The 18,008-nt window shown below is 73.0% G+C and carries 14 protein-coding genes and 1 pseudogene; 12 read left to right on the forward strand and 3 right to left on the reverse strand.

Annotated features, from left to right (window positions below; all coding sequences use genetic code 11):
* The first annotated feature begins 32 nt into the window (after nt 1–32).
* Nucleotides 33–1,673: a PhpK family radical SAM P-methyltransferase gene (locus ACZ6B1_RS00090; protein ID WP_468773462.1), complete on the forward strand. Its 1,641-nt coding sequence runs from the start codon at nt 33–35 to the stop codon at nt 1,671–1,673.
* Between the two features lie 90 nt (nt 1,674–1,763).
* Here the strand turns inward: ACZ6B1_RS00090 and ACZ6B1_RS00095 are convergent, their stop codons facing one another.
* Together ACZ6B1_RS00095 and ACZ6B1_RS00100 are read right to left on the reverse strand one after the other, a co-directional pair.
* The gene (locus ACZ6B1_RS00095) at nt 1,764–2,159 is read right to left on the reverse strand and encodes a guanyl-specific ribonuclease (RefSeq protein ID WP_468773464.1); all 396 of its coding nucleotides are present in this window, start codon (nt 2,157–2,159) and stop codon (nt 1,764–1,766) included.
* 101 nt (nt 2,160–2,260) lie between these two features.
* Nucleotides 2,261–2,458, reverse strand: coding sequence for a hypothetical protein (locus ACZ6B1_RS00100; protein WP_468773466.1), 198 nt, complete (start codon nt 2,456–2,458; stop codon nt 2,261–2,263).
* 178 nt (nt 2,459–2,636) lie between these two features.
* On the opposite strand from ACZ6B1_RS00100, the pseudogene ACZ6B1_RS00105 reads away from it, so the two are divergent.
* The 3 genes and pseudogenes from ACZ6B1_RS00105 to ACZ6B1_RS00115 all read left to right on the forward strand — a co-directional run bounded on the left by ACZ6B1_RS00105 (nt 2,637) and on the right by ACZ6B1_RS00115 (nt 5,894).
* Nucleotides 2,637–3,903, forward strand: a pseudogene (locus ACZ6B1_RS00105) (sensor histidine kinase).
* A gap of 40 nt (nt 3,904–3,943) precedes the next feature.
* A complete protein-coding gene (locus ACZ6B1_RS00110) occupies nt 3,944–4,621 on the forward strand; it encodes a response regulator transcription factor (protein WP_468773468.1) in 678 nt (225 codons plus the stop codon).
* 82 nt (nt 4,622–4,703) lie between these two features.
* Nucleotides 4,704–5,894: a cytochrome P450 family protein gene (locus ACZ6B1_RS00115; RefSeq protein WP_468773470.1), complete on the forward strand. Its 1,191-nt coding sequence runs from the start codon at nt 4,704–4,706 to the stop codon at nt 5,892–5,894.
* Nucleotides 5,895–5,916: 22 nt separating this feature from the next.
* Here the strand turns inward: ACZ6B1_RS00115 and ACZ6B1_RS00120 are convergent, their stop codons facing one another.
* Nucleotides 5,917–6,939, reverse strand: coding sequence for a Gfo/Idh/MocA family protein (locus tag ACZ6B1_RS00120; protein WP_468773471.1), 1,023 nt, complete (start codon nt 6,937–6,939; stop codon nt 5,917–5,919).
* Nucleotides 6,940–7,069: 130 nt separating this feature from the next.
* Here ACZ6B1_RS00120 and ACZ6B1_RS00125 point away from each other — a divergent pair, with 130 nt between their 5' ends.
* The 8 genes from ACZ6B1_RS00125 (at nt 7,070) to ACZ6B1_RS00160 (ending at nt 17,860) form a co-directional block, all read left to right on the forward strand.
* Complete coding sequence (locus ACZ6B1_RS00125; RefSeq protein ID WP_468775979.1) at nt 7,070–7,807, forward strand: GntR family transcriptional regulator; 738 nt, start codon at nt 7,070–7,072, stop codon at nt 7,805–7,807.
* 210 nt (nt 7,808–8,017) lie between these two features.
* A complete protein-coding gene (locus ACZ6B1_RS00130) occupies nt 8,018–9,022 on the forward strand; it encodes a sugar ABC transporter substrate-binding protein (RefSeq protein ID WP_468773473.1) in 1,005 nt (334 codons plus the stop codon).
* Nucleotides 9,019–10,059: an ABC transporter permease gene (locus ACZ6B1_RS00135; RefSeq protein ID WP_468773474.1), complete on the forward strand. Its 1,041-nt coding sequence runs from the start codon at nt 9,019–9,021 to the stop codon at nt 10,057–10,059. The genes ACZ6B1_RS00130 and ACZ6B1_RS00135 overlap by 4 nt, the downstream gene beginning before the upstream one ends.
* Entirely contained in the window at nt 10,026–10,829 is an 804-nt protein-coding gene (locus ACZ6B1_RS00140) for an ATP-binding cassette domain-containing protein (RefSeq protein WP_468775980.1), read from the forward strand. Before ACZ6B1_RS00135 ends, ACZ6B1_RS00140 begins: the two co-directional genes overlap by 34 nt.
* An 88-nt stretch (nt 10,830–10,917) precedes the next feature.
* Complete coding sequence (locus tag ACZ6B1_RS00145) at nt 10,918–12,063, forward strand: ROK family glucokinase (RefSeq protein ID WP_468773476.1); 1,146 nt, start codon at nt 10,918–10,920, stop codon at nt 12,061–12,063.
* The gene (locus ACZ6B1_RS00150; protein WP_468773478.1) at nt 12,060–12,641 is read left to right on the forward strand and encodes a sugar kinase; all 582 of its coding nucleotides are present in this window, start codon (nt 12,060–12,062) and stop codon (nt 12,639–12,641) included. Before ACZ6B1_RS00145 ends, ACZ6B1_RS00150 begins: the two co-directional genes overlap by 4 nt.
* 129 nt (nt 12,642–12,770) lie before the next feature.
* Entirely contained in the window at nt 12,771–15,650 is a 2,880-nt protein-coding gene (locus ACZ6B1_RS00155; protein WP_468773480.1) for a DEAD/DEAH box helicase, read from the forward strand.
* On the forward strand, nt 15,647–17,860 hold the full coding sequence (locus tag ACZ6B1_RS00160) for an SWIM zinc finger family protein (protein WP_468773481.1): 2,214 nt from the start codon (nt 15,647–15,649) through the stop codon (nt 17,858–17,860). Before ACZ6B1_RS00155 ends, ACZ6B1_RS00160 begins: the two co-directional genes overlap by 4 nt.
* The last annotated feature ends 148 nt before the right edge of the window (nt 17,861–18,008 follow it).

Consider the following 18,008-nt stretch of genomic DNA (forward strand, 5'->3'; position numbering starts at 1 on the left):
TCCGCTGGGACACACGGAAGGCAGAACTGACCATGGAACAACTCGACTGCGTCGTCATCGGCTACAACGAGGGCGACTTCCAGGACTACCGCGCCATGTGCGAGGGCAGCGGCGCCGGTTCGCCGACGCTGCAGATCTACAGCAAGGAGTACCTGGAGGTCGACGGCCGCCACCTGTCCTGGATGGACGGGCTCAGCACGCTGCGCAACAGGGTTACCGGACGCAACGACCGCTACCACGTGGGCGAGGTGCACAACCTGGCCGGCCTGTACCTGAGCAACTTCCTGCGCAAGGCGGGCCTGAGCGCCGAGGCCGTCTCGCTGTTCAGCGCCGAACAGGAGCGCCTGGCCGACCTGCTGGAGCGCGGGCCGCGGGTGGTGGCGGTGACGACGACGTTCTACGTCAACATCATGCCGGTGCTGCCCGTCATCGACTTCGTGCGGGCGTACGCGCCGGACGCGCACATCGTCGTCGGGGGCCCACTGGTCGACAACATCTGCCTGGACGGCGTCGAGGGCATGGCCCAGGACCTCCTGCACGGCATGGGCGCCGACAGCTACGTCGTGGAGTCCCAGGGCGAGGGCGCGCTGGTCGAGCTGGTGCGGGCGGTACGGCGGGACGGACCGCTCGACGGCATCGCGAACCTGGTCACGCTCTCGGACGCCGGCCGCTGGGTCGCCGGGCCCAAGAAGCCGGAGGCCAACAACATCGACCACGCGGCGATCGACTGGTCCGGCTTCAGCCCGGCGCTGATCGGCACCACGGCCCAGACCCGTACCGCGCGGTCCTGCGCGTTCAAGTGCAGCTTCTGCGACTACCCGATGCGGGCGGGCGCGCTGACCACGGCCTCCGTGGACACGGTCCGGCACGAACTGCGCTCGATGGCCGAACTCGGGGTGAAGAACCTGGTGTTCGTGGACGACACCTTCAACGTGCCGCCCAAGCGGTTCAAGGAGCTGTGCCGCATGCTGATCGAGGAGGACCTGGGGCTCAACTGGTACTCCTACTTCCGCTGTTCGAACGCGCGTGACGAGGAGACGTTCGACCTGGCCGCGCAGAGCGGCTGCCGCGGTGTCTTCCTCGGCATCGAGTCCGGCGACCAGGACATCCTCGCCGCCATGAACAAGCTGGCGCAGGACGCCCAGTACCGCAACGGCATCGCCCAGCTCAAGCAGCGCGGCATCACCACCTTCGCCTCGATCATCGTCGGCTTCCCCGGTGAGAACGAGCGGACGGTGCAGAACACCATCGACTTCCTCAACGAGACCGGTCCGACCTTCTGGCGGGCGCAGCCGTGGTGGGGCAACCCCAAGGCCCCGGTCTACCAGCGCAAGGAGCTGCACGGCATCGAGGGCGAGGCCTACAACTGGTCGCACCACACGATGAACTCCCGTGAGGCGGCCAACTGGTGCGACGTGATGTTCGAGAAGGTCACCGAATCGGTCTGGCTGCCGCTGTACGACTTCGACTTCTGGGCGCTGCCCTACCTGGACGGCAAGGGCCTCAAGGTCGAGGACCTGGTGCCGATCCTGCGCGCCTCGCAGGAGATCATGCGCGAGCGGGACCGGGCGACGCCGGACACCGTGCGGCTCACGTCCCTGAACGACGAGCTGTACAAGGCCGTCGCCGCCGTCGACATGGCGCCGTCGCGCTTCGGGTTCGCCACCGTGTGAGGCGGCCCGGGACGCCGGCGGACGGCGGAGGGCCCCCGGCGCGGTGCGCCGGGGGCCCTCACATCGCCGTAGGGGCGATGCCGGTACGGCCTAGCAGCCGAAGTCGACGAGGTCGAACGTGGCGTAGTGGTCGGAGGTGTAGTAGTCCTCCTGGTTCTCCTCGCCGGTGACGATCCGGCGTGCGCCGCGCGTGGGGGAGCCCGGCGTGATGACTGTGTACTCGTGGTAGTAGCCGCTCTGCTGGCTCGGCAGCACGTTCTCCCGGTTCTGGAAGACGGTCCCGTCCTGCGAGTAGGGGAACGGCCCGCCCTCGTCGATCAGGTCGAGCGTGTCGTGTGCCTGTGAGGGGAGGTCGCCGTAACAGATGCTGCCGACGGAGGCGGCCGCCGCGTCCGCCGTGGTGGCGGAGACGGTGCCACCCACGAGGAGGGCGGACAGCACAGTGGCGGCGACAGTGATACGAGATGCGCGTGGGGGGAATCTCATGCCTTCATGATGACGCGCGTAGAGCGTGGCATGTCAATGACAAGCTTGCGGAGTTTCCCGTGAAGTCACGTGAAGTTTCCGCGACTTGACGCGCCGTACGCTCAGGAGTCCTGGCCCTCCGCGACCGCGAACAGCGCGAACGCCAGCACCAGCAGCGCGACGCTCGCGTACACCTCGTAGCCGTCGAGGAGACCGAGCCGCTGCACGAACCCCACATGCCAGTGAGTGAACTCGTGCACCAGGCCCAGCACGCCCTGCACCAGGGCGACGAAACCGATCAGTTCCAGCAGCTTCTTCATGGGACCACCCTGGCCCGGCCGTCCCGCACCACGCATCGGGCGCGGGATGGCCGCCGCCCGTCGAAGGTCCGCCCGGACACAGGGCGGGACCGACCGAAGTCCACGGCGCCGCGACTTTGGTCGCCGATCCGGCGTCCGGGGCTTTCGGGCGGACCGGGCCTGCGTAGATTGGCCGACCGTGAATGATGAGCAACCGGCTGACCTGACAAGGGAGTTCGAGGGACCCCGGTGGCTGTTCCCGTCCGCCCTGGTCCACGAGCTGGACCCGGCCGCCGGGGCGGCCTCCGGCCGGCGGCCCCGGCGCACCGCACGCGACTGGGTCGTCGACTTCTCCTGCTTCCTGCTGGCCGTCCTCCTCGGCGTGGCCGCCGCCCAGGCGCTGCCCCGGGAGCCCGGCCTGCCGCACTCCGCCGCCGTCCTCGACCAGCTGCTCGGCGCCGTCGCCTGCGCCGCCGTCTGGTTCCGGCGCCGCTGGCCGCTCGGACTCGCCCTCGCGATGATCCCCGTCGGGTTCCTGTCCAACACCGCGGGCGGCGCCGACATGATCGCCCTGTTCACGCTCGCCGTGCACCGGCCCTTCCGGCACGTGGCCTGGATCGGCGGCGCGGGCCTCGCCCTGGTCCCGCTCTTCTACTGGCTGCGGCCGGACCCCGACCTGCCCTATGCCGGCATCGTCGTGTTCACCGAACTGCTCACCGTGTCGGTCATCGGCTGGGGCATGTTCGTCCGCTCCAAGCGGCAGCTCATGCTCAGCCTGCGCGACCGCGCCCGACGCGCCGAGACGGAGGCTCGGCTGCGTGCCGAACATGCGCAGCGGCTCGCCCGCGAGGCCATCGCCCGCGAGATGCACGACGTGCTGGCGCACCGGCTCACGCTGCTCAGCGTGCACGCCGGCGCCCTGGAGTTCCGCCCCGACGCCACCCGCGAGGAGAATCGCACGGGCGGCCGGGGTCATCCGGGAGAGTGCCCACGAGGCGCTGCAGGACCTGCGGGAGATCATCGGCGTGCTGCGCGCGGGGGAGTCCGACGACGCGGCCGGGGGCCGGCCGCAGCCGACGCTGGCCGCGCTGGACGCCCTGGTCGCCGAGTGCCGCGAGGCCGGCATGAGGGTCACCCTCGACCACCGCGTCACCGGGCTCGAGAACGCCCCCGCCTCCCTCGGCCGCACCGCCTACCGCATCGCCCAGGAAGCCCTGACCAACGCCCGCAAGCACGCCCCCGGCACCGAGGTCACCGTACGGGTCGGCGGGGCACCCGGCGAGGGCCTGACGATCACCGTCCACAACCCCGCCCCGGCGGGCGAGGCGGCGCCCGTCCCCGGCTCCGGCCAGGGACTGATCGGCCTCACCGAGCGTGCCACGCTGGCCGGTGGCCGCCTGGACCACGGGCCCACCCGCGAGAAGGGGTTCGAAGTACGGGGATGGCTTCCGTGGAACGGGAGTTGAGGTGCGGCGGACCGCCCGGCTCCGTGATTACGTGACACCCATGACCGCGACACACATCAGACTCCTCCTCGTGGACGACGATCCGCTGGTACGGGCGGGCCTGGCCCTCATGATCGGCGGGGCCGGCGACATCGAGATCGTCGGGGAGGCCGCGGACGGCGGTGAGGTCGAGGAGGCGGTCGAGCGGACCCGTCCGGACGTGGTCCTGATGGACATCCGCATGCCGTCCGTCGACGGAATCACGGCCACCCGGATGCTGCGCGCGCGGGCGGACGCACCGCAGGTCGTGGTACTCACCACCTTCCACGCCGACGAGCAGGTGCTGCACGCCCTGCGCGCGGGCGCCGCCGGATTCGTCCTGAAGGACACCCCGCCCGCCGAGATCGTCGACGCGGTGCGCCGGGTCGCGGCCGGGGAACCGGTGCTCTCACCAGCCGTCACCCGGCAGTTGATGCGGTACGCGGCCGGAGGCGCCGTGGAGGCCCGGCGCGCACGTGCGCGTGACCGGCTGGGCCTGCTGAACGACCGCGAGCGCGAGGTCGCCGTCGCCGTCGGCCGGGGACTGGCCAACGCCCAGATCGCCGACCGGCTCTTCATGAGCGTGCCCACCGTGAAGACCCACGTCTCACGCATCCTCGCCAAGCTCGGCCTCGGCAACCGGGTCCAGATCGCCCTGCTGGCTCACGACGCGGGACTCCTCGACGACGACGGGCACTGAGCGCGCGCCCCGCGCGTTCAGACTGCAGAAACCGCTCCGGGGACGTCCCTGGAGCGCCTCGGGGGAGTCCGGAAGGGGAGCGATGGGCAGGCAACCGGTGATCGACCTCAGGGAGTTCGGGGACGCGTTCCGCACGGACCCGCATCCGTACTACGCGAAGTTGCGCGAGCAGGGGCCCGTGCACCGGGTACGGCTCGGCGGTGCGGACACCGGCCAGTTGACCTGGCTGGTCGTCGGCTACGAGGAAGCGCGCGCCGCCCTCGCCGATCCCCGGCTGGCCAAGGACACCGACCGGATCGGCTCGCCCCTGCTGGACGAGGAGAAGATCGGCAAGTACCTGCTGGTCACCGATCCGCCCCAGCACACCCGGCTGCGCTCCCTGGTCGCGCGCGCGTTCACCATGCGCCGGGTGGAGCGGCTGCGCCCCCGGATCCAGCGGATCACCGACGACCTGCTGGACGAGATGCTGCCGCGCGGCAGCGCCGACCTCATCGAGGCGCTCGCCTACCCGCTGCCCCTCACCGTCATCTGCGAACTCCTCGGCGTCCCGGACATGGACCGCGCCGAGTTCCGCCGGATCTCCACCGAGGTCGTCGCGCCGACCAGCGCCGACACGGAGTACGACGCGGTCCTCGCCCTCGCCCGGTACCTCCGGGACCTGATCGAGGACAAGCGGTGCGCCGGCCCCACCGACGACCTGCTCAGCGACCTGATCCGCACCACCGCCGAGGACGGCGACCGGCTCTCCTCGCGGGAACTGAGCGGCATGGCCTATCTGCTGCTCATCGCCGGCCACGAGACCACCGTCAACCTCATCGGCAACGGCGTCCACGCCCTCCTCACCCACCCGGACCAACTCGCCGCCCTGCGCGCCGACATGGGCCTCCTGGACGGCGCCATCGAGGAGATGCTGCGCTACGAGGGCCCGGTGGAGACCGGCACGTACCGGTACGCCGCCGAATCCCTGGAGATCGCCGGCACGGTGATCGAGAAGGGCCAGTCGGTGATGATCGGGCTCACCGCCGCCGGACGTGACGGCGACCGCTTCGCCGGCCCGGACCGGTTCGACATCCGCCGCGACGCCCGCGGCCACCTCGCCTTCGGCCACGGCATCCACTACTGCCTGGGCGCGCCCCTGGCCCGCCTGGAGGGCCGTACCGCCATCGGCACCCTCCTGGAGCGCGCCCCCGGTCTCGCCCTCGACGGCTCCCCGGGCGAGTGGCTGCCGGGCATGCTGATGCGGGGGATGCGCGGCCTTCCCGTGCGCTGGTGAGCCGCGGGTGAGCGGCCCGGGTTCAGCCGTACGACGGCTGGACCCGGTCCTGGATCTCCAGCAGTCGCACCGGGCGGCGCTCCCGCCGGGACACCTCGCAGGCCTCGGCGATCCGCAGCGCCTGCAGAGCCTCCTGGCCGTCGCACGGGTTGGGCCGCTCACCGCGCAGCACCTCGACGAAGGCGCACAGCTCGGCCTCGTAGGCGGGCCCGAACCGCTCCAGGAACCCGGTCCAGGGCCTGGAGGCGGCCGGCGGCCCGGTCGGCTCGGTGGACGCGACCGGCGTACGGTCGTCCAGGCCCACCACGACCGTGTCCCGCTCCCCGGCCAGCTCCATCCGGACGTCGTACCCGGCGCCGTTCAGCCGGGTCGCCGTCGCCGTGGCCAGCGTGCCGTCGTCGAGGGTGAGCAGGGCACCGCCGGTGCTGACGTCCCCGGCCTGGCGGAACATCGGCGGCCCGGCGTCCGAGCCGGTCGCGTACACGTCCGTCACCTCGCGGCCCGTCACCCAGCGCAGCACGTCGAAGTCGTGGATCAGGGTGTCCCGGAACAGTCCGCCGGACAGCGGCAGCCACTCCGGCGGAGGAGGCGACTGGTCGGACGTCGTCGCCCGTACCGTGTGCAGCCGCCCGAGCCGGCCCGAGCGCACCGCCTCACGGGCGCCCGCGTAGCCCGCGTCGAAACGCCGCTGGAACCCCATCTGCAGCACCGTGCCCGCCGCCTCGACCTCGGCGAGCGCGTGCAGTGTGCCCGGCAGGTCGAGCGCTATGGGCTTCTCGCAGAACACCGGCAGGCCGGACCTGGCCGCCCGGCCGATCAGCTCCGCGTGCGCCGCGGTGGCCGTGGTGATCACCACCGCGTCCACGCCCCACCGGAAGATCTCGTCCACCCCCGGCGCCGCCGTCTCACCCAGCCGGTGCGCCAGCGCCTGTGCCCGCGCCGGATCGGCGTCGGTCAGGATCAGCGACCCGACCTCGCGACTGCGGCTGAGCGTGTTCGCATGAATGGTGCCGATGCGGCCCGTACCGATGACCCCGATGCGCATGGAAACAAAGTGAGGGCGGACACAGGGCCCTGTCAATCGCAATGTCCGGACAACCGGACTACACGACTTCCCGTCATCCGGGCACGGGGCTACGCTCGAGCTCGTGCCCAAACCAGTTGTGGACCCGACCGTGTCACTCGATCTCCGTGTGGACCGCAGTTCGCCGGTGCCGTTGTACTTCCAGCTCTCCCAGCAGCTGGAGGCGGCGATCGAGCGCGGCGGCCTCACGCCCGGCAGCCTGCTGGGCAACGAGATCGAGCTGGCCGCCCGGCTCGGCCTGTCCCGGCCCACGGTCCGCCAGGCCATCCAGTCCCTCGTCGACAAGGGCCTGCTGGTCCGCCGCCGGGGCGTGGGCACCCAGGTCGTGCACAGCCAGGTCAAGCGCCCCCTGGAGCTGAGCAGCCTCTACGACGATCTGGAGGCGGCCGGGCAGCGGCCCGAGACCAGGGTCCTGGTCAACACCGTCGTCCCCGCCTCCACCGAGATCGCCGCCGCGCTGGGGGTGCCCGAGGGCAGTGACGTCCACCACGTCGAGCGGCTGCGCCTCGCGCACGGCGAGCCGATGGCGTACCTGATCAACCACCTGCCGCCCGGCCTGCTCGACCTGGAGACCGGCCGGCTGGAGGCCACCGGGCTGTACCGGCTGATGCGCTCCGCCGGGATCACCCTGCACAGCGCCCGCCAGTCCATCGGCGCCCGGGGCGCCACGGCCGCCGAGGCCGAGCGGCTCTCCGAGGCGGAGGGCGCCCCGCTGCTGACCATGCGGCGCACCACTTTCGACGACACCGGCCGGGCGGTGGAGTTCGGCGACCACACCTACCGTCCGAGCCGCTACTCCTTCGAGTTCCAGCTCCTGGTACGCCCCTGAGCCACCGGCCCGGCCACCCTGATCGCCGGGCCCGTACGCCCTTGACCGCCCGGCCCGCGCCACGTCGCAATGTCCGGACAAGGTGAGGGGCGGAGGCTCCCCGCCGGTGTCATGGGTGTTCCCCGTGTTCGATACTGGAGCGTTGGGGGCCGCCGAGATGATCGCCGGCCCCTCGCGTACGGACGGACACGGCAAGAAGGGCACGGCCTCGTGGCACGGTTTCGGACCTGGGTAGGCATCGCGCTGGCAGGAGCACTCTCGGTGTCCCTGGCCGGGTGCAGCAGCACCGGCGGCAAACGGGCGGAGGACGCCCGCAAGGCCGCCGCGGCCCAGGGGCGCGCGGCGGTGAACACCCCCCGCTGGACCTTCGCGATGATCACCCACTCGGGAGACGGCGACACCTTCTGGGACATCGTGCAGAGCGGCGCCAAGCAGGCCGCCCTCAAGGACAACATCAACTTCCTGTACTCGCACGACGACGAGGCCCAGCAGCAGGCCCAGCTCGTGGACGCGGCGGTCGACAAGAAGGTCGACGCCATCATCGTCACCCTCGCCAAGCCCGACGCCCTCAGGGCCGCCGTCGCCCGCGCCGAGAAGGCCGGCATCCCGGTGATCACCGTGAACTCCGGCTCCGAGGAGTCCAAGGCCTTCGGCGCCCTCACCCACATCGGCCAGGACGAGACCGTCGCCGGTGAGGCCGTCGGCGAGGAGCTGAACAAGCGCGGGAAGAAGAAGGCCCTGTGCGTCCTGCACGAGCAGGGCAACGTCGGCCACGAGCAGCGCTGCGACGGCGTGGCCAAGACCTTCCACGGCACCGTGCGGAAGCTGTACGTCAACGGCACCAACATGCCCGACACGCAGTCCGCGATCGAGGCCAAGCTCCAGGCGGACACCTCCGTCGACGCGGTCGTCACCCTCGGCGCCCCCTACGCCGACACCGCCGTGCAGGCGAAGAAGGGCGCGGGCAGCAAGGCGGAGATCGACACCTTCGACCTCAACGCCAAGGTCGCCGCCGAGCTGAAGGACGGCACCCTCGGCTTCGCCGTGGACCAGCAGCCCTACCTCCAGGGCTACCAGGCCGTGGACCTGCTCTGGCTGTACAAGTACAACGGCGACGTCCTCGGCGGTGGCCGGCCCGTGCTGACCGGCCCGCAGATCGTCACCAAGGACCAGGCAGCCGCGCTGGCCGAGTACACCGAGCGGGGCACCCGATGAACGCCACCCTCGACCAGGCGTCCGACGGGAGACTCCTGGGCGGCTCGCCGCTGCGGAAACTGCTAGCCCGCCCGGAGCTGGGCTCGGTGGTCGGGGCGCTCGCCGTCTTCGTCTTCTTCGCCTTCGCCGCCGACGGCTTCCTGCGCGCGGCCAGCCTCAGCACGGTCCTGTACGCCTCCTCGACCATCGGCATCATGGCCGTGCCCGTGGCGCTGCTGATGATCGGCGGCGAGTTCGACCTGTCCGCCGGCGTCCTGGTGACGTCCTCGGCGCTCGTCTCGTCGATGTTCAGCTACCAGATGACGGCGAACACCTGGGTCGGCGTGGGCGTGTCGCTGCTGGTCACCCTGGCGATCGGCGCCTTCAACGGCTTCATGCTCACCCGCACGAAACTGCCCAGCTTCATCATCACGCTCGGCACCTTCCTGATGCTGACCGGTATGAACCTCGGCTTCACCAAGCTGATCGACGACACGGTCTCCACCAAGAGCATCGCCGACATGGAGGGCTTCCCCAGCGCCCACGCCGTCTTCGCCTCCACCCTCACCGTCGGCGGCGTCGACTTCAAGGTCACCATCCTGTGGTGGCTCGGCCTGGTCGCCCTCGCCTCCTGGATCCTGCTGCGCACCCGCGCCGGCAACTGGATCTTCGCGGCCGGCGGCAACCAGGACGCGGCCCGCGCGGTCGGCGTCCCGGTCGCCCGGACGAAGATCGGCCTCTACATGGGTGTGGCGCTCGGCGCCTGGATCTCCGGCCAGCACCTGCTCTTCTCGTTCGACGCCGTCCAGTCCGGCGAGGGCGTCGGCAACGAGCTGATCTACATCATCGCGGCCGTCATCGGCGGCTGCCTCATCACCGGCGGCTACGGCAGCGCAGTCGGCTCGGCGGTCGGCGCGCTCCTGTTCGGCATGACCAGCAAGGGCATCGTCTTCGCCGAGTGGAACCCGGACTGGTTCAAGTTCTTCCTCGGAGCGATGCTGCTCCTCGCGACCCTGCTCAACGCCTGGGTCCGCAAGCGCGCGGAGGCCAACAAGTGACTTCTCTCGTCGAGCTGACCGACGTCAGCAAGCACTACGGCACCGTCCGCGCCCTCGAAGGCGTCTTCCTGGAGGTCAACCCGGGGGAGATCACCTGCGTCCTCGGCGACAACGGGGCCGGCAAGTCCACCCTGATCAAGATCGTCGCGGGCCTGCACCGGCACGACGGCGGCACCCTGCGCATCGAGGGCGAGGAGACGACCCTGTCCTCCCCGCGCGAGGCCCTGGACCGCGGCATCGCCACGGTCTACCAGGACCTCGCCGTCGTTCCCCTGATGCCGGTCTGGCGCAACTTCTTCCTGGGCTCCGAGCCCCGCAAGGGCGTGGGCCCCTTCAAGCGCCTGGACATCGACCTCATGCGCCGCACCACGCGCGACGCCCTGCTCCGCATGGGCATCGATCTGCGCGACGTCGACCAGCCCATCGGCACCCTCTCCGGCGGCGAGCGCCAGTGCGTGGCCATCGCCCGCGCCGTCCACTTCGGCGCGAAGGTCCTGATCCTGGACGAGCCGACGGCGGCGCTGGGCGTGAAGCAGTCCGGCGTGGTGCTGAAGTACGTGGCGGCGGCACGCGACGAGGGCCTGGGCGTCGTACTGATCACCCACAACCCGCACCACGCTTACCTGGTGGGCGACAGGTTCGTCCTGCTGCGGCGGGGCACGATGGTGGGCAATCACACAAGGGGCGAGATCACCCTGGACGAGCTGACCCAGCAGATGGCGGGAGGGTCCGACCTGGACGCTCTCCGCCATGAGCTGCAGCGGAGTTGAGAGGGCGCGTCCGGCACCGGTTCCTCGCCCCCTCGGTCCCTCGCCCCGTACCGCACCTGTCCCCGCGGTGAGGCAGAATCGAGCAACGATGAGCACCTACCGCGACCTCACCGCCCCCATCGGCTCCCGCCGAGCCCCCGTGCTCCGCACGGTCGGGACACGGGAACGCCGCTCGCACCTGACCGCTCCCCGCGTGCCCACGGTCGGCATCGACATCGGCGGCACCAAGGTCATGGCGGGCGTGGTGGACGCCGACGGCAACATCCTGGAGAAGCTCCGTACGGAGACCCCGGACAAGTCGAAGAGCCCCAAGGTCGTCGAGGACACCATCGCCGAACTGGTCCTGGACCTGTCCGACCGGCACGACGTGCACGCGGTCGGCATCGGCGCCGCCGGCTGGGTCGACGCCGACCGCAACCGCGTCCTGTTCGCGCCCCACCTGTCCTGGCGCAACGAGCCCCTGCGGGACCGCCTCGCCAGCCGCCTGTCCGTACCGGTCCTGGTGGACAACGACGCCAACACCGCCGCCTGGGCGGAGTGGCGCTTCGGCGCCGGACGCGGCGAGGACCACCTGGTCATGATCACCCTCGGCACCGGCATCGGCGGCGCCATCCTGGAGGACGGCCAGGTCAAGCGCGGCAAGTACGGCGTAGCCGGTGAGTTCGGCCACATGCAGGTGGTGCCCGGCGGTCACCGGTGCCCGTGCGGCAATCGCGGCTGCTGGGAGCAGTACAGCTCCGGCAACGCGCTTGTCCGCGAGGCCAAGGAGCTGGCCGCGGCCGACTCCCCGGTGGCCTACGGGATCATCGAGCACGTCAAGGGCGCCATCGACGACATCTCCGGCCCGATGATCACCGAGCTGGCCCGCGAGGGCGACGCCATGTGCATCGAGCTGCTGCAGGACATCGGGCAGTGGCTCGGCGTCGGCATCGCCAACCTGGCGGCGGCCCTGGACCCGTCCTGCTTCGTGATCGGCGGCGGCGTCAGCGCCGCCGACGACCTGCTCATCGGCCCCGCCCGGGAAGCCTTCAAACGCCACCTCACCGGCCGCGGCTACCGCCCCGAGGCCCGTATCACCCGCGCCCAGCTCGGCCCCGAGGCCGGCATGGTGGGCGCCGCCGACCTCGCCCGGCTGGTCGCCCGGCGGTTCCGGCGGGCCAAGCGGCGCCGGGTGGAACGCCACGAGCGCTACGAGCGGTACGCGCAGGCCCGCCGCGACCAGGACACCGCATGACCACATCGCTGCCGCACCAGGCCGCGCCGCCGGACGAGCCGCGCCGGGCCGTCGAGAACCCCCGCCACCGGGCGAAACGCAGGATGCTCACGCTGCTGATCATCGTGCTGCTCATCGGCGTCCCCGCGGGCTATCTGGTGATCTCCGCCAACCAGAGCCGCAGCAGCGGCAAGGACAAGGAGGCGAAGTACTCGGCGACCGGCCTCAGTCCGGGCTTCCCCTCCAAGGTGCAGCGCCGCCTCTACCAGGTGGCCGTGCCGCACCCCGCCGACTACATCGCCTACTACGAGACCAACAACTGGAAGACCAGCCGGCTGTACATACAGTTCCGCACCAACAGTGCCGGCCTGGACAGCTTCCTGGGCGCCATGGGCGTACGCCGGGACGAGCTGAAGAAGGACGCCAAGCCGATCAGCGCCCGCGACCGGAAGGTCTCCGGCTGGAACTTCACCGGACCCGGCCCGTGGTTCGGGCTGGCCCATCCGCAGAAGAACCCGGCGCCCACCCAGGACGTCCTCGTGAACATGGCCGACCCGAACTTCCCGATGGTGTACGTCGTCTCCCGCACGGTCCCGTAGCGCGGTCCAGGCGGCCACCGGGCCCGAGGAACCGGTGCCGCCCGGCAGCCGGACCCGGTTGTCGGACCCCGCCCGTAGAGTCGAGGACGTCCGGTCGGACCAGGACCCGGGCGGGAGGTGGCAGAACGTATGAGCGGTGGCACGGCCGCGGTCGCGGGACCCGCGGGAGGGCCCGGCCGGACCGGGAACCCGGTACCGGTGCGCCTCGCGTCCGTCTACCTGCCCGCGCCCCTCCCGCGCGAGAGCCGGATCGCCTTCTGGGACCCCGAGGGCGGACCGCTGCCCGCCGACGACGGGACCGGAGCCCCCGACGGGACCGGCGCGCCCGCCGTCGAGGAGCTGACCGTCGTACGACGCCACGGAGCGGGTGCCCGCCGCCGGCAGGTGCCCGCGCTGACCCTCCCGATCGCCGAGGCACTGCCCCTGCTGGTACGGGCCCGGCACGACCCGGCCGCCCACCCGGCCACCGCCTGCTGGGGCGCCGCCGCGCTGCACGCCCTGCGCCTCGTCGCCCGTGGCCGCCTGCTGCCCGGCCTGACCCCGGACGGCCACGACGCCTGGCGGGCCGGTCCGCTGGAACCCGGCGACATCACCCACCTGCGCGCGGTGGCCGCCGCCCTGCCGCCCGAGGGCCACGCCGTCCCGCTGCCGGAACCCGGCCCGCTGCGGCTGCCGGAGCCGGAGGCGCTGGTCCGTTCCTTCCTGGACGCGGTCGCCGACACCCTGCCCCGCACCCCCGCCGCCGCCCACACCGCGGGCCGCCCCTTCGCCGCACGGGAGCCCCAGTCCCTGCCGCACGCCCACGACTGGGCCGCGGAGGTCGCCGCCGGCATGGACGCGGGCGTAAGGATCTCGCTGCGCCTCGACCTGTCCGCCTACGACGTCTTCGACGCCGGGGCCGTCGAGGGGGCCCGCGCCGCCGGGGCGGCGATCGTCCAGGTGCACAGCCTCGCCGACCCCACCCTGATGACCGACGCGGCCGCCCTGTGGGCGGGCGAGGCGGACGCGGGGTTCGGCCCGCGCGCCCATGTGGACGCCGCCCTCGCCGTACGGCGCGCGGCCCGGGTGTGGCCGCCGCTGCACCGGCTCACCGAGCAGGACGTCCCCGACGTCCTCGCCCTGTCGGAGGAGGAACTGGGCGACCTGCTCGGCGTGGCCACCGCGCGGCTCGGTGCCGCCGGGGTGGCCGTGCACTGGCCCCGGGACCTCGCCCGCGACCTCAGCGCCGCCGCCGTGGTGCGCCCGGCGCCCGGCTCGGCGACCGACGGCACCGGGTTCTTCGAGAGCGAGGAGCTGCTGCGGTTCGGCTGGCAGCTCGCGCTCGGCGGGGAACCGCTCAGCGAGGCCGAGATGGACGCGCTCGCCGAGGCCCACCGGCCGGTCGTACGGCTCCGGGACCGCTGGGTTCTGGTCGATCCGGCCCTGGTCCGCAAGGCCCGCAAACGCGAGCTGGGGCTGCTCGACCCGGTCGACGCGCTGTCCGTCGCGCTCACCGGCACCGCCGAGGTGGACGGCGAGACCGTCGAGGCCGTCCCCGCCGGAGCGCTGGCCGCCCTGCGTGACCGGCTCACCGCCGGCCTGCACCCGGCCGAACCGCCCGCCGGACTCGACGCCACCCTCCGGGACTACCAGTCGCGCGGCCTGGCCTGGCTCGACCTGATGACCTCCCTCGGCCTCGGCGGCTGCCTCGCCGACGACATGGGCCTCGGCAAGACGGTCACGCTCATCGCCCTGCACCTGAAGCGGGCCCGCACCGCGCCGACCCTGGTGGTCTGCCCCGCGTCCCTGCTGGGCAACTGGCAGCGCGAGATCACCCGGTTCGCGCCCGGCGTCCCGGTCCGCCGTTTCCACGGCCCCGACCGCACCCTGGACGGCCTGGCCGGCGGCTTCGTCCTCACCACGTACGGCACGATGCGCTCCACCGCCGAGCAGCTCGCCGAGCAGCCGTGGGGGATGGTCGTCGCCGACGAGGCGCAGCACGTGAAGAACCCGTACTCCGCGACCGCCAAGGCGCTGCGCACCATCCCGGCACCCGCGCGCGTGGCGCTCACCGGCACCCCGGTGGAGAACAACCTCTCCGAGCTGTGGGCCCTGCTCGACTGGACCACCCCAGGTCTCCTCGGCCCGCTGAAATCCTTCCGCGCCCGGCACGCGCGCGCGGTGGAGAACGGCGAGGACCAGGAGGCGGTGGAGCGGCTGTCCCGGCTGGTCCGTCCCTTCCTGCTGCGCCGCAAGAAGTCCGACCCCGGCATCGTCCCCGAGCTGCCGCCCAAGACCGAGACCGACCACCCGGTGCCCCTCACCCGTGAACAGGCCGCCCTGTACGAGGCGGTGGTGCGCGAGTCCATGCTCGCCATCGAGACCGCGGAGGGCATCGGCCGGCGGGGCCTGGTCCTGAAACTGCTCGGCGCCCTGAAACAGATCTGCGACCACCCCGCGCTGTACCTGAAGGAAGAGGGCCGCGCCGACCGGCTGTCCGCCCGCTCCGGCAAACTCGCCCTGCTGGACGAGCTGCTGGACACCGTGCTCGCCGAGGACGGCTCCGCCCTGGTCTTCACCCAGTACGTCGGCATGGCCCGGCTCATCACCGCCCACCTGTCGGCCCGCGCGGTCCCCGTGGACCTGCTGCACGGCGGTACGCCGGTCCCGGAGCGCGAGCGCATGGTCGACCGCTTCCAGAGCGGCGAGACGCCGGTGCTGGTGCTCTCGCTGAAGGCGGCCGGCACCGGCCTGAACCTCACCCGCGCGGGCCACGTCGTCCACTTCGACCGCTGGTGGAACCCGGCCGTCGAGGAGCAGGCCACCGACCGCGCCTACCGCATCGGCCAGACCCAGCCCGTCCAGGTCCACCGCCTGGTCACCGAGGGCACGGTCGAGGACCGCATCGCCGAGATGCTCGCCTCCAAACGAGCCCTGGCCGACGCCATCCTCGGCTCCGGCGAGTCCGCCCTGACGGAACTGACGGACCGTGAACTGTCCGACCTGGTGTCACTGCGGAGGCCCTCATGACGACCGGGGAGCACCGCCCGGGCGACGCCGCCCGCGAGGCGCTGCGCGCGGCACGCCGGCGCACCGAGGCCGCGCGCCACGAGACGGCCCCGGAACCGGAGAGCCCGCCGGCCACCACCGCGCCCGGCACCGAGCCCGGCGCGGAGCGCACCATCACGGCTGAGCCCCGCCCCGCCGACATCGCGAGGGCGGCACTGCGAGCCGCGACCGCCGACCCGGCCCACGCCGACGCCCCGCGGTCCGCCCTGCCCGCCGAGGGGCGGCCCGACGGAGGCACGGCGTCCGCCGATGCGCTCCGGTCGTCCGGTGCCCCGGTACCCGCCGACGGGGTCCGGCCCGCTGAGTCGGCCCCGGCCGCCGAAGGCCGGCCGTCCGCCGGTGAACCACGGTCGCCGACGGCGGCTCCGCCTGCTCCAGGGCAGTCGTCCGACGACGGTTCACCGTCCCCGCGAGCGGCCGCTCCCTCCGACGTGACCGCTCCCTCCGGCACGGCCCCGACCGCCGACGCGCCGCCGACCGCCGGCGTGGCCCCTTCCACCGACTCGTCCCCGGCCGCCGGAGGGCGTCCCGGCGATGTCGCGCGGGAGGCGCTGCGTGCGGCTCGACGGGAGGCGGCGCTCGCCCGGGCGTCGGAAAGCGGTGCACGGCGCGGGGGCAGCGCACCGGCGCGCCGGGCCTCCGAGCCGTCCCGGGCGTCCGCCGGCTCGGGGCAGCCCGACGACCGGCCCCGGGCCGCACGCGCCCAAGCCGTCCAGGACATGCGGCAGTTCCTGAACAGCGCCTTCCGCATGCCCTCCTGGACCGACGGCCCGGACGGCCCCGAGACCCCGGATGCGCCTGAGACATCGGAACCTCTGGGGACCAGGCACGAGCCGGATGACATCGGCGCCCCCGCCCGCCCGGACGATCACACGGCCGCGCCTTCGCAGGTGCCCGGCACCATGGCCACGCCGCACCGGGACTCCGAACTCCGCCGTACCTTCACGGCGTTCCCGCCCCGTGCGGTCCAGGACGAGGACTCCGCGTTCGCCGGGACCTGGTGGGGCAACGCCTGGGTCGACGCGCTGGAGCGGGGCGCGCTGGACGTCAAGCGGCTCGTCCGGGGCCGGGGTTACGCGGACGCGGGCAACGTGGACGCGATCACGGTGACGCCGGGCCTGGTGCTGGCGTACGTGCGGGGGAGCCGCCCGCGTCCGTACCGGGTGCAGGTGCGCCTGCGCACGCTGGAGAAAGGTGACTGGGAGCGGTTCCTGGACACGGCCGCGGACCGGCCGGGTCACATCGCGGCGCTGCTCGACAAGGAGCTGCCCGAGTCCCTCGCCGACTGCGGTGTGCCCCTGCTGCCCGGCCCCGGTGATCTCGCCCCGCGCTGCAGCTGCCCCGACTCCGGTCACCCCTGCAAGCACGCGGCCGCCCTCTGCTACCAGACGGCACGCCTGCTCGACGCCGACCCCTTCGTGCTGCTCCTGCTGCGCGGCCGCGGCGAGCGCGAGCTGCTGGACGCGCTGTCCCGCCGCAGCGCCGCCCGGGCGGCCCGCGCCGCCCAGGAAGGAGCGCCGCGATCCCTGCCCGGCGTCCGCGCCACAGACGTCCTCGCCCCGCGCCGGCTGCCGCCGCTGCCCCAGCCGTCGCCCGTGCCGCCGCACCCCGAGCAGCCGCCGGTGTACCCGGCGGCGCCCGGCGGCCCGGACCCCCTCGCGCTGGACCAGCTCGCCACCGACGCCGCCGCCCGCGCGCACGCCCTGCTCACCACCGGACACGACCCGGTCGGTGAACTCACGCTGTGGCAGGACGCCGTACGGCTCGCCGCGGCCCGTCCGGGCTCCGGTCTGACCGCCGCCACCCGCGCCCTGTACGCGTCGCTCGCAGCGGCCGTCGGCCGCACCCCGGCCGACCTGGCCCGCGCGGTCGCCGCCTGGCGGCAGGGCGGCCCGGAAGGGCTGGCCGTCCTGGAGGACCCCTGGGACCCGCCGGCCGGCCGCTTCGACCGGGCCCGCCCGCTGCTGCTCGCCGCCGACCTCCCGGCGTTCCGCCCCTGGCGCAACCACCTCACCCACCCGAGCGGCCATGTCCAGCTCCGCCTGGGCCGCGACGGCCTGTGGTACGCCTACGAGTCGGAGCCGGGGCAGGACCACTGGTGGCCCCGGGGCACCCCCGACCCGGACCCGGTGGGAGCCCTGACCGGCCTGGGAGCCCCGGACGGCCTGTAGGCCGCGCTCCGGCGATCCGGGACGCGGTCCGCAGTCTCAGGCGTCCGGCGCGCACCTGCCGACCGGCCGGGCGGCGGCGCGCGGGATCGCCGAAGCCGGCGGACCCATCGCCGTGAACGGCCTGCCGTCCGGCGCCCCGGGATCCGCG

The sequence above is a fragment of the Streptomyces sp. NPDC041129 genome, from assembly GCF_055592265.1.

Excerpts from the sequence above, each read along its gene's own strand:
- ACZ6B1_RS00090 (WP_468773462.1), top strand. The coding sequence starts at position 33 with ATGGAACAACTCGACTGCGTCGTCATCGGCTACAACGAGGGCGACTTC.
- ACZ6B1_RS00095 (WP_468773464.1), bottom strand. The coding sequence starts at position 2,159 with ATGAGATTCCCCCCACGCGCATCTCGTATCACTGTCGCCGCCACTGTG.
- ACZ6B1_RS00100 (WP_468773466.1), bottom strand. The coding sequence starts at position 2,458 with ATGAAGAAGCTGCTGGAACTGATCGGTTTCGTCGCCCTGGTGCAGGGC.
- ACZ6B1_RS00110 (WP_468773468.1), top strand. The coding sequence starts at position 3,944 with ATGACCGCGACACACATCAGACTCCTCCTCGTGGACGACGATCCGCTG.
- ACZ6B1_RS00115 (WP_468773470.1), top strand. The coding sequence starts at position 4,704 with ATGGGCAGGCAACCGGTGATCGACCTCAGGGAGTTCGGGGACGCGTTC.
- ACZ6B1_RS00120 (WP_468773471.1), bottom strand. The coding sequence starts at position 6,939 with ATGCGCATCGGGGTCATCGGTACGGGCCGCATCGGCACCATTCATGCG.
- ACZ6B1_RS00135 (WP_468773474.1), top strand. The coding sequence starts at position 9,019 with ATGAACGCCACCCTCGACCAGGCGTCCGACGGGAGACTCCTGGGCGGC.
- ACZ6B1_RS00145 (WP_468773476.1), top strand. The coding sequence starts at position 10,918 with ATGAGCACCTACCGCGACCTCACCGCCCCCATCGGCTCCCGCCGAGCC.
- ACZ6B1_RS00150 (WP_468773478.1), top strand. The coding sequence starts at position 12,060 with ATGACCACATCGCTGCCGCACCAGGCCGCGCCGCCGGACGAGCCGCGC.
- ACZ6B1_RS00155 (WP_468773480.1), top strand. The coding sequence starts at position 12,771 with ATGAGCGGTGGCACGGCCGCGGTCGCGGGACCCGCGGGAGGGCCCGGC.
- ACZ6B1_RS00160 (WP_468773481.1), top strand. The coding sequence starts at position 15,647 with ATGACGACCGGGGAGCACCGCCCGGGCGACGCCGCCCGCGAGGCGCTG.